The 15058-nt window shown below is 21.4% G+C and carries 12 protein-coding genes; 8 read left to right on the forward strand and 4 right to left on the reverse strand.

The window, feature by feature from the left end:
- Positions 1-35: 35 nt before the first annotated feature.
- Together ACXX87_RS01755 and ACXX87_RS01760 are read right to left on the reverse strand one after the other, a co-directional pair.
- Positions 36-1022, reverse strand: a complete 987-nt coding sequence (locus ACXX87_RS01755) for a hypothetical protein (RefSeq protein WP_436358417.1) — start codon at positions 1020-1022, stop codon at positions 36-38.
- Positions 1023-1404: 382 nt separating this feature from the next.
- Entirely contained in the window at positions 1405-2028 is a 624-nt protein-coding gene (locus ACXX87_RS01760; protein WP_436358416.1) for a hypothetical protein, read from the reverse strand.
- A 129-nt stretch (positions 2029-2157) separates the two neighbouring features.
- On the opposite strand from ACXX87_RS01760, the gene ACXX87_RS01765 reads away from it, so the two are divergent.
- Both ACXX87_RS01765 and ACXX87_RS01770 read left to right on the forward strand, forming a co-directional pair.
- The gene (locus ACXX87_RS01765; RefSeq protein ID WP_436358415.1) at positions 2158-3918 is read left to right on the forward strand and encodes a site-specific DNA-methyltransferase; all 1761 of its coding nucleotides are present in this window, start codon (positions 2158-2160) and stop codon (positions 3916-3918) included.
- A 2-nt stretch (positions 3919-3920) separates the two neighbouring features.
- Positions 3921-6206, forward strand: a complete 2286-nt coding sequence (locus tag ACXX87_RS01770; protein ID WP_436358414.1) for a DEAD/DEAH box helicase — start codon at positions 3921-3923, stop codon at positions 6204-6206.
- A 15-nt stretch (positions 6207-6221) separates the two neighbouring features.
- Here ACXX87_RS01770 and ACXX87_RS01775 read toward each other — a convergent pair whose 3' ends face one another.
- Positions 6222-7142 carry an aromatic motif membrane protein gene (locus ACXX87_RS01775; RefSeq protein WP_436358412.1) on the reverse strand — a complete coding sequence of 307 codons (921 nt, stop codon included), beginning with the start codon at positions 7140-7142 and terminating at the stop codon, positions 6222-6224.
- Positions 7132-8994 carry an aromatic motif membrane protein gene (locus ACXX87_RS01780; RefSeq protein WP_436358411.1) on the reverse strand — a complete coding sequence of 621 codons (1863 nt, stop codon included), beginning with the start codon at positions 8992-8994 and terminating at the stop codon, positions 7132-7134. The genes ACXX87_RS01775 and ACXX87_RS01780 overlap by 11 nt, the downstream gene beginning before the upstream one ends.
- A 253-nt stretch (positions 8995-9247) precedes the next feature.
- On the opposite strand from ACXX87_RS01780, the gene ACXX87_RS01785 reads away from it, so the two are divergent.
- From ACXX87_RS01785 to rplL, 6 genes are all read left to right on the forward strand, one after another.
- Positions 9248-11047 carry a hypothetical protein gene (locus tag ACXX87_RS01785; protein WP_458573159.1) on the forward strand — a complete coding sequence of 600 codons (1800 nt, stop codon included), beginning with the start codon at positions 9248-9250 and terminating at the stop codon, positions 11045-11047.
- Entirely contained in the window at positions 11047-11757 is a 711-nt protein-coding gene (locus ACXX87_RS01790; protein ID WP_458573160.1) for an ABC transporter ATP-binding protein, read from the forward strand. Before ACXX87_RS01785 ends, ACXX87_RS01790 begins: the two co-directional genes overlap by 1 nt.
- Entirely contained in the window at positions 11729-12235 is a 507-nt protein-coding gene (locus tag ACXX87_RS01795; protein ID WP_458557673.1) for a hypothetical protein, read from the forward strand. Before ACXX87_RS01790 ends, ACXX87_RS01795 begins: the two co-directional genes overlap by 29 nt.
- A 123-nt stretch (positions 12236-12358) precedes the next feature.
- A complete protein-coding gene (locus ACXX87_RS01800) occupies positions 12359-14035 on the forward strand; it encodes a hypothetical protein (RefSeq protein ID WP_458572740.1) in 1677 nt (558 codons plus the stop codon).
- 143 nt (positions 14036-14178) lie between these two features.
- Positions 14179-14688, forward strand: coding sequence for a 50S ribosomal protein L10 (rplJ, locus tag ACXX87_RS01805; RefSeq protein ID WP_436358406.1), 510 nt, complete (start codon positions 14179-14181; stop codon positions 14686-14688).
- A gap of 1 nt (position 14689) precedes the next feature.
- On the forward strand, positions 14690-15058 hold the full coding sequence (gene rplL / locus ACXX87_RS01810; protein WP_436358405.1) for a 50S ribosomal protein L7/L12: 369 nt from the start codon (positions 14690-14692) through the stop codon (positions 15056-15058).

The raw sequence follows: 15058 nt of genomic DNA on the forward strand, positions 1-15058 counted from the left end.
TTTTTATAAATGATTTTTAGGTTAAATATTCAAAATTAAAAATTTTCAATTAGTTGTTTAATAATTAATTTATTTTCAATAAATACAGCATTATTTAAAGTTTTTAAAAGCATTTTTTTGTTATTTTCCTGTAAATTTTCCGTATTTTTATAATTTTTAGATAGTTTGAGTTTGTTAAAAGTTTCATCTAGAATATCTTTTTCAAATTCAATAGAAAAAATAAAATTATCAATGGTTTTTAATAGTTTAAAAGATTCTTTTTCACTTTGAATTTTTTGTTTATATATTAAATTAAAAATGTTTTCAAAAAGATTTCAATATTTATTTGAAATTATAAAACCATTACTTTTTGTTTGAAATTCTTTAATAGTATCATTATTAAAGATAATTTCAATATTGACTTTATTTATTATTCCTCGAATTGTTTCATTATCTTTATATAGAATTTTATTAAAATTTTGTTCTAATTTTAATTCATTAATAGGGACTGTGGATATTAAACTTATTTTGTTAATTAAGGAGTAGTCATTTGTTAGTATATATTCTGCTAGATCATTGATAATAACTAAATTTTTATTTTTTAGTTTTTCAATTATAAATGAAATTTTTTGAAAATTAAAATAAATTTGAATCAATTTAAAACTTTTAAAAAAATTAAGTTTAGAAATATTTATAATTATTAAAAATATCATACAATAATTCATAACAAAATAGTTGTTATAATAATATAGTAAATAATATTCCGAAATATTCTTAACTAGTTTTAATGAAAAATAAACGGAAAAAATAATAAATAAAATTTTTAAGTAAAATAAAATTTTTTCAATTGTTTCTTGGTTTTGATAGTATTTTGAAATTTTGTCATAAATGAAAGAAAAATTTAGTGATAAGGCAGAAGATATTAAAATACAATAACTTGTAATTAGAAAAGAAAATAAGATTTTAATAATAAGATATTTAAAGGAAGTAATTGCACTTATTTTTTCTATTTCTCTTTTTATAAAGTATTTTGTTTTGTTCATAAAAGTTGTCTCCCATTTTTAAATTTAAAATGTAAAAAAAAGTAATATTTAGTCAAAAGAAATATTTTAAAATTACTAAATTTTTTATTTCTTTTTAGCATTAATTTGATAATAATAATGTTTAAAGATCTTAAAAAACCAAGAATGAAAAATAAAAATAAAATAATTCCACTAAAATAACTGAATAAAAAAATTAAGTTATAGACAATTCCAAAAAACAAATTATTGTAAATAAAATCAATATAAAAAAAAGAAATTAAGGTAAAAATAATTAAATAAAGGTAAATCAAAAATTTGGCTATAACTTTTAAAAAACTGTTATTTTCATTAATTATTTCTGTATAAAATAAATAACCATTCTTTTTATCAAAATAGATTTTCATTATTCAATGAATTTTCTTTCTGTTCCATTTATTTTGTTTATATATCTTTTAATTGCAGTTTCTTTTATTGAGTTAATTGAATTGATCATATTTTTAATCTTATTATACATTATTGGTCCATTTGGTCCTGTTCTGTGATAGAAAGGCAAACTATCAATTATATTTAATAAGTCACTTAAATCATTTTTAATTTTGTCTAAATCACCATTAGTTGAGATTAAAAAAGAAATTTCATATACTTTTTCTCTTGTTCTTTCATCTATAAAATTAGATGCTTCTATTATTTGACTTATTCCTTCAAAAACTCCACTAAGAATTCCTGAAAAAATTTTAGTTTTATCTCATATAGGATCTCCGGGTATTACTGATTCTGAAAATCAACCTATATTATCAGATGAAGTTGAAAAAAAGATAGCAACTTTTTCTCTGTTATAATCTGCTTTTAATATCATATCTGATAAATAATCGGATAAATCTCTTTTTAGAGAATTTCATTCTCAAAATTCTATTTCATCTTTATATTGATAAAATTTATAATCATTTAAAACTTTTTTAATATAAATTAGCGGTAAGTCTGGTCCATTTTTATTTATTAAATCTATTATTTGTGTTGGTATAAACATAGTTTCTCCCTATTTAATAATATTGTTATATTTTAATTATACTCCTTTATTTTATTAGATTTTAAAATAAATAAAATAATACTTATAGTAAAATTTAATTTATAATAAAGAAAATAAAAGGAAGTAAAAATGAGTAATTATTCAAAAACAAAACAAGAAGAATTTGTAGAATTAATAAAAGAAATAAAAAGCGAAACTAGAGATGAAAAAAGATTAATTCAACTGAATTTATTATTAAAAGAAGTAAGTCAAAAAAGATTCGGCTTAATTTGAGAAGAGCAAAAAGAAAAAGTAGATAATGTTTTAAAGTCGAATATTCTTTTTTTGCAGGAAAATAAAGCAAATAAGATAATTAATTCTAAAGAAAAGTCATTAAATTTTTTAATAGAAGGTGAAAACTTATTGACCTTAAATTTACTTTTGAAAACTCATAAAAATAAAATCGAAGTCATTTATATTGATCCACCTTATAACACTAAAAATAAAGATTTTATTTATAACGATAATTATGTTGATGCAAATGATAAATTCCCGCATTCTAAATGATTATCTTTTATGAATAAGAGATTGAAATTAGCTCGCGAATTATTAGCAGATAATGGAGTTATTTTAATTAGCATAGATGAAAATGAGTTTGCTCATTTGAAAATTTTATGCGACCAAATTTTTGGAGAATTTAATTTTATAGAAAATTTTATTTGAATTAAAAATTCAACAAAAAACAATTCTAAAACAACATCAACTAATCATGAATACATTTTGTGTTATAGTAAAAATAGAGAAATTTTAGAAAGAAAAAATTTCTTTAAAATAACTAAACCAGGATTTTTAGAAGTGCAAAATTTACTTCAATATGCTAAAGAAGAAAATTTAGAAATTTCGGAAGTAGAACAACTATTAAAATCTTTTTATAAAGAGAATCCCCAATTAAAAGGAATTTCAAACTATAATAAAGTTGAAAAAGAATATTTAACAAAGACAGATTGAAATTTTAAAGTTTTTGCTTTAGATAATACTTCTTCTCCTGTTTTTAGCGAAAAAAATAATTATAAAATTCTTCATCCAATTACAAAAAAAGAATGTAAAAATCCAAAAACAGGATGAAGATATAGCTTAAAAACTATGGAAGAACATTTAAAAAATAATCGAATTTATTTTTATGATGATGAAACTAAAACACCACGTTTCAAAAGGTTTTTATCAGATTCTGAAATGGAAGTAGCGAAATCGGTAATTGAAAATACTAAAGAAGGTATAAAAGAAATAAATAAAATATTGATTAATAAAAACTTTAATAATCCAAAACCTGTTAGTTTAATAAAATATATATTAAGATTTTTTAATAAAAATTCAATAGTTTTAGATTTTTTTGCCGGTAGTGGAACTACTGCACAAGCAGTAATGGAATTAAATAAAGAGGATAATGGCAAAAGACAATTTATTTTGTGCACAAATAATGAAAATAACATATCTAGAAATATAACTTTTTCAAGAATAAAAACTGTTATAACAGGATTCAAAGATAATGGCGAAAAATATTCAAATGGTTCAGAGTTTAATTTAAAGTATTTAGAAGTTAAAACTATAAATTTTGCACAAGCAGAAAAAGAAGATTTTGAAATAGAAGAAATATTAATCAATAGTTCTAAATTGCTTGCAGAACTAGAGTATTTAAATGAAATTAACAATGAAAAAATTTATTTTATAAATAATGAAGAAGAAATAGAAACTGCTTTAAAAATAATCAAAAATAAAGGAAAATTGTTTATAAATACAGAAGTAGAGTTAAACTTAGAACAACAAAAAGAAATTGAAAAAAAAGAAATATCGCTTTTCAAAATCCCTTACAAATATTACTTTAAAGAACTTAAAAAGATAAGAGGTTATTAATTATGAAACTAAAAGAATTTCAAGTAAAAGCTGCTCAAAAAATATTTGAAAAAACATTTTCAACCATCGATGACAGCGCAATAAATAAAATTATTTTACAAGCACCTACCGGTTCAGGTAAAACAATAATTTTATTTGAATATATTAATCAGTTTATTTCAAATACTGATAATTATATTTTCATTTGATTAACACCTGGAAAAGGGGAATTGGAAGTGCAATCTTTTAATAAAATGAGAAAAAGTTTTCCAGCAATGATTTCTGGAGATTTGGATGATGTGTTACTAAATGGTTTTGAAAATAAAGGAATATATTTTATAAATTGAGAAAAAATTACAAATAAAACGAATATTGCTATTGCACAAACAGAAAAAAATAATTTTTTTGATAGAATAAACGAAGCTAAGTTGAAAAACTATAATTTTATAGTTATTATAGATGAAGAGCACAATAATAACACAATAAAAGCTAATTTTATTATTGAATCAATTTCTCCAAAAAGTGAAATTAGAGTTTCAGCAACGCCTATAAAAAAATCAAATAATTATCAAGAAATAATTATTAGTGAAAGTGATGTTATTGAAGAAGGATTAATAACAAAAGGAATTTTTATAAATAAAGATCTTGAAAAAAATAAAGGCAATAATATATCTTTTGAAACAAAATATTTAATTGAAAATTCAAATCAAATAAGAAAAAATATAATTACAGAATATCAAAAAATAAATCTTGACATTAATCCATTAGTGTTAATACAATTTCCTAATTTAAATGATAATTTAATTTCACAAGTAGAAGAAATTTTAAATAACTTAGGTTTTAATTATGAAAATGGAAAAGTAGCTTCTTGATTTTCAGAAAGAGATTTAGAAACCGAAGGAACTAAGAAAATAAAAAAACTTAGTAAAATCAATTTAGTTCCTGATGAAATAGTTAAAAATAATAATGAAGTTTCTTTTTTATTATTCAAGCAAGCAATAGCAACAGGTTGAGACTGTCCAAGGGCAAAAATTTTAGTTAAATTGCGTGATAATATGAGTGAAAAATTTGAAATTCAAACACTTGGACGAATTAGAAGAATGCCAGAAGTCCATCATTATAATAATGAAATATTAGATTATTCCTATTTATTTACATATGATGAAAAGTTTAAGAATGAAGCGATTTTAGTTGGTGGATTTGAAGCTGAAAAATTATTTTTAAGAGAAGGTGCAAAGGATATTACATTATTAAAACAAATTCCAAACAAAAATTATGCTTACAATGAAAATAAAACATTATTAGAAGAAATCAGAGAGTATTTCTTAATAAAATATAACCTTAAAATCAATGAATTTGAAAAAAATAAAGAAATTTTAAAACAAAATGGTTTTATAATAAATGAAAAAATAATTACAAGTTTTCTACAAGGAAAGATTAATAATTTACAGGAAAATCCTTTTGAAAATGTTAGTGAACATACTAATGAAGTAGATGTAAGCACAAGTAATCATGGAAGAATTTTAATGAAAAGTATAGATCAATTAAAAAACCCTCTTAATCTTTCCTATGAAGATTTAAAAGAAACTATTTTGCATAAGTTATTTAAAAAATCTTCATTATTTAGGTTAAAAAGCAAAAAAGATAAAAAAATATTATCTTTAAATAATAAAGAATTCTATTCATTTATAATTAATAATTTTGAAAAATTACTGGAAATATTTAAAAGATTTGAAGAAACTAAAATATTACAAAATTCCCTTTTAGAAGTTAAAGAAGTTGAATTTAAAATTCCTAAAGAAGAATATTATTCATTTATAAACTATGAAAAAGAAAATAAAATATTAACAACAAATGTTTATAAAAATTATTCATTAGCTATGATTGATAGTGAAAAACTGCGTTCAAGAGCAGAAATGAATTTTGAAATTTGGTGTGAAAATAATCAAAATTTTATAAAAGATGTTTATAGAGTAGGAAATAAAGGTTATTCTAATTTTTCAATAATTTATTATAATTCATCTCATAAGAAAAAAATTTTACATATTGATTATATAATTAGAACTCAAAACAAAAACATTTATTTAATAAAAATAGAAAAAGATAATTTCAATAAAGAAGAAGATTCAAAAGCAATGTTTAATCAATTAAAAAAATATTGTTTAAAAAATAAATACAATTTTGCTTTTATAAAGGAAAAACAGCATAAAAACGATTTCAAACTTTTTATTAATAATACTATTTATTCTAGTGACATTAATGATGAATCTTGAATTGAAATTGAAAAAATGATAGAAAAAAATAGATAGTTATGCTATCTATTTTTATAATTTTAAATCAGCAAATGTGTATCTTATGGGTTTTCCGCCTAAATTATCTAGAAAAATTTCTAGAGAAATTGCTGAAGAATTAGAGTTTAAACCTCTTGACTCTTTTTCTTTTACATATTTTTGAATATCAAAATTAGATTTATTATTTTCCACATTTCATTTTTTAATTTTATCTGCTCATAAAATAAAATTCATTTTGTTAGATGTATTATTTTTGTTTTCATCAAATTCTTTGGTTAATTCCATTTCAAAAAGCAATCCATCATAGTTTACAAAATAAAATTTGAAATCTTGTTGATAATCTTCACCTTCTTCTTCTAACTCTTCTTTTGTTAAATTTAAGTTATCTTGAGTTTTTAAAATAGCAAAGTCTAAAATTTTATTATCTTTTGATATATAAAATAAAGGATTAGTTAGTAAGTTTTCTCTAGATTTTTCTGTTTGTTCTTCTTTAGTACCAGCAAACAAATTAGTTGTATCAGCCAGTTGAATAAAAACTATTTTATTTAGATTAAATAGGAAAAACAACCAATTTTTACTAGTTAATTCTTTTATTTTAGCAAGAGATTGACTATAAGGCAATGCTTTTTTTGAAATAAATCCATCATCAGTATTATTTTGAATAGTTGTATAATAATATAATCAATTTTTAATATCTAAAAATGTTGTTTTAATATCTAATTCCTTTTGTTCCTTTATAAATTGATTCTTTTTATCTTCAGAATCGAATGTAACATTTAGAATATTTGTAATAAAGTCAGAATTTATAAATTCATTTCATTCTTTATCTTCTTTTTCATTTTCCTGTATTTTTAGTTGATTAATTTGATTTTGTTGACTATTATTATTTAAATTACAAGAAGACAAAAATAAAGGAAAAACGGTTAAAAAAGGAAATATTTTTTTAATTTTCATTTAGATCCTTTCATATAATTAACATTTCTGCAGGTTGTCCATATCTAAACTTTTTAATTAAATCATTTTCAAAAGCTTGATAATGTTGAAAACTATCATGATAAATAGCATTATGAAAAATAGTTGTGATAGCATTTATCGATATATTATCTGTTTTAGAATTGGCAAAATAGAAAATAAAAGGGTTAAATTCTAGTGTTGTTCCGCTATCTTTTAAACTTATTTTAATATTGAAAATTTGATTATTTCTTTTGATATATAAATCTTTATAAGAATTACTTAATGCAGTAGTATCCCCTTCTTTAATTTCATTTAATAAATTATTAGAAAAGTAAGAGTCACTATAGCTATCTAAATCTTCTAAACTTTCTAAATATTCTTTTGATGGAGATAATTTATTACCATTTTTATCTACTTTATTAGTTATTGGCAGTGTAAATCAATTACTAAATACAGCTTTAAATTTAGTTAAATTTTTTAAAACAAAATATCAATTTTGAGACAAGAAATTTTTATATTGTAAGTAAATAGGGTTTTTTCTAAAATCAAAAGAAGAAGATTTTTTTATTTCTTTAGCAAAGTTTTTAAATCCTTCTTCTATTTGTTTTTCTTTTTCTTGTTGATTTTTAATAAATTTATTTATCATATCTTCATCTTTATTAAATTGAATATTTAAAATTAAAGCTAAAATATTATCTGTATTTTTTTCTTCAATAGTTTTTCCTTTATCAATAATATCTAAAGAAGGATTAATGAATTTTTTAAAATCATTATCAATATAAAATTTATCATTTGTCTCTTGATTATCATTTTCTTCTTTTTTATTGTTAATAAAAGAAGAATTTATATTTTTTAATAAATATTTTTTTAAAGAAAATTCCTTTTCAAGTGCTTTAAAAACTAAAAAATCTAAATTTAAAAAAGTAGTAGAATTTGAAATATTTAGGTTATTTAAATTAGAATATTTCTCTTCAATTTTTTTGTAACCTTCAAGTTTTCTTTGGTTTTTTTCTTCTTCAGTTACATCTTCTTCATCTTCGAGTTCATATTCTAAGTCTTCGTCAAAATCTTTTTTATCTTTTTCTATTTTTTCTTTGATAATTTCTTCTTGTTTGCTTTCGAATTTATTTGCAAACAACTCAATATCTTCTTTTGTTATATTTTCTTTATTTATCTCATATATTTGACTATCTAATCTAAATTTAAATATGTTGTTTTTATAAACAAATTTTTGCAATCTTATAACTTTATTTTTGTCAATAACAATATAAAAAATATCTTTCGATGCTAAAATATTGTCTTCTAATTGTTTATGTACTTTTATAAAAAAATCAATGGATTTTCCTTTCAAATTTAAAAAATTTAAAGAATCAGTTTTAAAATATTCATCTTCTTTTTGTGAATAGAAATTAGAAGTAAATCTATTAACATCGTAAGGATAATGTAAAAATTCTAAGAGATCTAAATTTTTTAAAATTCAATATCAATTGTTGTTTAAATTTTCTTCTAAAATAGATTTTCCTATTTTGACAACTGCTTCATTAGAATTACCGCCTTGAGCTTGATTTGGTCTAAGTGGATTATAAACAAATAAAGAAAATTTTAAATCTTCTAATTTTTTATCACTTATGTTTTCTTGTTCAAGAATGTAATTATTTATTTTTTCTAAATTATTTTCAAAAATATCTTTTAATAAAAGATCAATTTCTTTGTTGGAATAAAAATTTTTTTTATTTTGTACATTTGTTTGATTATGAAAATTTGATTTTGCTTCATTACACGAAACAAAAGAATAAAAAGGCGAAAATAAAACTAAAAAAGGTAGAAATAATCTTACTTTTTTATTTTTCATTTTTATTATCTTTCTACTTATAAACTTAGAATAACTATTAATAATTATAACTTATTTATAAAAAAGCAATAAAAAAATTCCCTAAGGAATAATTTCAATCCGCTGTATAAATAATAGTTATTCTAAGTTGTTGTTAATGTGTTTATTTATTGTTATTTAATTATTTATACTAAAAAATTATACTATTTTTTGGAAAATAATCAATTAAATTGTATAATTTTATGAGTTATTCAGTTGTTGTGTAGAAAGAAATATGAATAAAAATTACTTTTTATTTATAAATAAATTACTTTTAAAGAAAAAAAGCACAATTATTATTCCTGTAATTAATTTATTAATGATTATATTAACTTTAATTTTAAATTTCACTCTTGCTAAAAGTATAGAGAACTTTTTGATTATTTTTTATATCAATATTTTAATTAATGGGATTTTATCTAGTCTCTATGGTTCTATAAAAGCACTAAATATTTTTAAAGATTTACAAAGCGAAGGAATAGAAATAATTGTTTTTTCAAAAAGCATTACAAGACATAAAATAGTTTTTACTAAACTTATAAACTTTGCTTTTTGATCAATGTTATGATCCTTTGTTTCTTATTGAATTTTATCTACAACTCTGTTTTTAAATTTAAATTTCATTAATAGTTTAAATATACCTTTTTTATGAATTTTCTTAAGTCCTCTTTTTATTTATCTATTTTTTGGATTGATATCTATTTTAATTTCATCTAGATTTTCATCAAAAATATCAATAGCATTTCCTTTATTATTCTTTATGCCTTTTACAACTTTAGGGAGTATAATTTCTATATTTTCAACTTCTAGTGAAAACAAATTTGGAGAATATTTAAATATTAATTACCCAAATTATGATTCTGGAAAGTTGCTTGATGTTGAAAAATTTTATTTAAACAATAATAAAGATGAGTTATACATAATTCCTAAAAATGTGGATAATAAAAGTTTTTCACAAAGAGAAAAAGAATTTTTAGAATTAGCAAAGCAAAAATCTAAAAATTCATCAACTTTATGACAAGCATACTCATTACTTTCACTACCTTATCAATTTCTTGATATTTATAATAATAAAGATAAAGATGCTCTTTCTTATGTTTCTAAGAGTCAAATTAATAATTTAGAAAATTATTTAAATTATAAAAATTTAGATTCTGGAGAATACAATTACAAGTTAGAATTAAATAATAACAACTTATTAAAAGTTGCTATACAAGATGATGATAGTTTATTAGAAACAAAATATTCTTATTTAGTTCCTGGTGCATTAAAAAATAGTTCTCATTTTGAGAATGTAAAAAATAGAGAAATAATTTATTCAAGAGAAAATGCTTCCAATTTTGAAGTCTCATTTCCTGAAGATGATAAGATAGTTGCAGTTCCTGAAGATTTAGTTGGAAAACTAAAATGAGAAATAATTGAAGAAGTTTTAAAATCTGCTATTTTTGACAAATATGCCTATAAAACCTTTATAAAAGTTAAAAATTATAATAAAAATGATCTTTTAAAATACTTCGAAAATATACTTTCAAGTAATATTAATAACTCTAACGATGATAATTTTTCTAAAGTTATTGATAATAATACAGAATTATTAAAAGAGATTATTGACACAAATAAAATTAAAAATTTAACTGAAAAGAAAATTTATTTCATTACTTCATTACTTTATTATGCTTATTTTCATCCCAAATTCAATAAAGTCATTTTAACTTTCCTTGAAAAAGAAAATGATGGCAAAAAATATTATAATCCTGACAAATTTGAAATTTCTTTTGATAATAAGAAATATTTTATAGGTGGATATTCTACTTATAGTCCTATTCAACAAATAAAAAATGATAAAATCATTTATCGTTTTAGTTTGGAAGAAAGTAATAATTTCTTATTTCAACCTGTTGATGAAGTATATTCATACAAAGCAATAAATAGAATTGTTTATAACAAAAATATTAATTTAGTAATATGATCTTTAGTTGTAACTATTCTTGCTTTTTCAAGTTATGTAGTGTATAAAAGAAAGGATTATAAATAATGAATAATAATATTTTAGAAATAAAAAATTTAACCAAAATTTATAATAAAACTAATTCTGGTGTCAATAGTATAACATTTAACGTTGAAAAAGGTAGTTTTCATGCATTTATAGGGGAAAATGGAGCAGGAAAAACAACAACTATAAAAAGCATTATAGATGCTTTTAGTGGATATACAGGAGAAATCTTAATTGATAATATAATAAACACCAAAGAAGAAGCAAAATCAAAGATAGGTTATGTTCCTGAAAATACTTTATTTCCAAAAGGATTGACAACTTATGAATATTTATTTTACTTAGCCCAATTGTCTAAAATCCCTAAAAATACAGCACAAAAGAGAATAGATTTATTTTTGCAAAAATTTAAAATCGAAGATTTGAAAAATAAAAAACCTTACGATTTTTCTTCAGGACAAAAAAAGAAAATCCTTTTAATTCAAGCACTTATAAACGAACCAGAATTACTCATTTTAGATGAGCCTGCAGCAAATTTAGATCCTTCCGCTCGTTTTGAATTATTTTCTATATTAAAAGAATTAAATCAAGAAGGAAAAACAATTTTTATTAGTTCACATATTTTAAAAGAAATAGATGAATTTACTACTTATGTTACTTTAATCCATGAAGGAAAAATTTATTATCATGGACTAAAAGAAAAAAGTTTAGAAGATATTTTTTATGAAAAAGTCATTAATAAAGAAAATTAAGTTGTTTTCAACTTCATTTATCATTACAAGTCCTATTATTTTTGTTGCAAGTTGCAATCAAAAAACAGATAATATTTCAGAACAAGAAACAGAAATTAATTTCAAAGAAGGAGAAAATTTTGTTTATAAAAAATTTTATTCTTGAAGTTACTACAAAAGTGAAGATTTTGAAAAATTCAATATTTCTATAAAAAATCCAAATCAAAAAATAAAAGAGATATTAGATTTTATTAATACTTTAAAAGCAGAAAATAAAAATGATTTAGAAATTTTTAAAGAATTAATAACTCAAAACTATATTATCACTTCAAATACAGCTTATTTTTTAGATCAAGAAAATAAAATAACAATTAAATTTGAAAGTAAAAATACTGAAAAAGTAAAAGCTTTAGCTTGAAAAATTAATTTACAAGTTAAACACATAAATCATTATGATGATAAAGGCACTTTAAAAATAATAATTTATTTTAAAAACTAGTTATAACAGGAATTAATTCCTGTTTTTATTTTTCAAAAACTTAAAAATTGTTTATTTTTTTATGAAAAAATTCATTTTTTAATAATTTTCTTGGGTTTCATATATATATATAATGAAATAGCAATGAAAAAGAAGTTATCAAGAAAAAATAAATTAATAATTTTTAGTATTTTAGGTATTTCATCCGCTATTTCTATCTCAAGTTTAGTAACATATTTTGCAACTAAATATCATCATAGAATTGAAAATAAAATAACTAATGATGAATTTTCAAGAGTTGAATTTAAGGAAACTGAAAAATATACTAATATTTTAGATGAACAAGATAGTGCTGATATTAATATTTATTATTCATCTTATGGAGTGCAAACCTTTTATAACTTAATAAGAATGGCGATGTTATCTAAAAAATCAGTTATTTTTTATCATTCTAAAAATAATGTAGAAATTCAGCAGCAATTAAATACAAATGAATTGCGAAAATTTTTACAAAACGAAAGAAATACAGATGAAATTTATTTAGAAGACTCAAAAGTTATTGAAGTAAAAGGAGAAGAAAATAAGTTTTTTGAGCAAGCTTATTATCAAGCCTATTTAAATCCAACAAAAAAAGTTAATGTTTGGTTCAACTCAGATCATATTGCTTCAGCAGGAAGTTATTTTGAGAAGATTAAAAACCTTAAAAATGTTAAACTTCAAGCTATTGAGGATTCTAATGTGTTAGGTGAATATCACATTGAACATTTTTATTCGCAAGAAGAATTTAAATCTAAATACTATGATTTTTCAAAAAATGAATGAAAAACAAATTTAGGAAGTTATGATAGATTAACTCAGTACTTTAGATCTGCTGAAATGAACAACTTAAAAATTTATTGATCTGACAAGATTGTGTCTAATAAATATTCAATTTTAAATTTCAAAAATCACTTACCATTTTTTGAAAATAACAATAATTTAAAAGACTTAATCTTTACTACAAGAACTAAAGAAAATAAAAGATTTAGTTCGTTTTGATCTAAAATTACTGGTCTTGATTGAGAAAAAGAAAGAGATAAAGTTAATGAATTGAAATCTAAATTCAATAAACCAAGTTTAATAATTTTAGGTAGTGGTTATGATGAAGATTTTGATTATGTTATGACTATTATTGCTAAATTGAATTCTCAATATAATATTTTTTATAAAGGACATCCAGGAGTGAATAAAACTTCTAATGAACTTCAAAAAGCACTAAAAAGCACAAAAGAAATATCTTATTATGATTATGACCAAAAAGTAAAAAGAACACTAAATACGGCAAAAATACAGAATTTTGATATTTTAGAATCCCAAATTTCTTCTGAAGAATTAACCACTCATCACGCTAATGAAGAAAAGGGATTGTCGTTTGATAAGTGGTTTGCAACCGACTATTCAACAAGTGCACTTTTTGGATTGAAAAACAACAAAAATAATTTTGAAGATTTAATTGGATTTGTTGATTTGCTTTCAAATAAAGAAGACTTAATTTGAAACGATGAAAAGGAATTTACAACTAAATTTGAATCAATAGTTCAAAAAATAGCAACAAAAAATATTTTTGCAACTTTAAAAGAAGAATCTAAAAATAAAAATAAAAACGAACTTCAAAAAGAAGATTTTATCTTGACAACATCTACCAATTCGTTAATAACCAATTTAACCATTAAATCAATAGAAAAAGCAAATCAACAAGTAAAATTACAAATATCTTTTGAATACAATCCAAGAGAAGTAGATAATCACAATAGTTACACTGTAGAAATTGTTTACATTTAGTTCTAAAATTAATCTAACAAAAAACGATTTTGTGCTATAATTTAAAAGCAATATATGGAGATAATAACTGTATGAAAATACTTAATTTGTTATTTGAATATATTTTCCTCTATAAATTTGCATTACATTAATAAGGAGGTTCAATGAATTCTTTTAGACAAGAAAAAGAAAATATTGTTGCTGAAGTTAAAAATAACATTCAAAATTCTTCTTCATTAGTTATTGCTGAATATCGTGGATTACATGTTTCAGATTTTGAAGAATTAAGAAAAGAATTAAAATCAGCAGGTGTTAAAATTAAAGTTTATAAAAATAGACTTTTCAAAATTGCATCTAATGATTTAGGTTATTCAGAATTAGAGTCAACTTTAGTAGGTCCAAATGTTTTCGCATTTGGTGGAGATGACGCTATTGCACCAGCAAAAATAATTTCTAAATTTAGCAAAAAACACCCAGAAGTTGTTTTAAAAGGTGGAATTTACGAAAATCAAGTTATTGATGCAGCTGAAGTTCAAAAAGTTGCTTCATTACCAAGTTACGAAGAAGCTCTTACAATGCTTGCTTCATCATTGATGGGTTCATTAAGACAATTATCAGTTGGACTAAAAATGTTAGTCGATGAAAATAAATTAGTATCAGAAGGAGAAAAATAAAATGGCAAAATTAACAAAAGAAGCTTTTATTGAAGCTTTAAAAGAAATGAATATTAAAGAAGTTATGGAATTAGTAGATGCAATGAAAGAAGAATTCGGAATTGATCCATCTGCTGTTGCTGTAGCTGCTGCTCCAGCTGCTGAAGCTGCTGAAGCAAAATCAGAAGTAAACATTACATTAAAAGGTGATGGTGGACAAAAAGTTAATGTTATTAAAGTAGTTAAAGAAGTTTTAGGATTAGGATTAATGGAAGCTAAAAAATTAGTAGATTCTATTCCTGTAGTTCTAAAAGAAAACGTTAAAGTTGCTGAAGCAGAAGACATCAAAGCTAAATTAGAAGCTGCTGGTGCTGAAGTTTCATTAGGATAA

The sequence above is a fragment of the Mycoplasma sp. 613B genome (assembly GCF_054343485.1).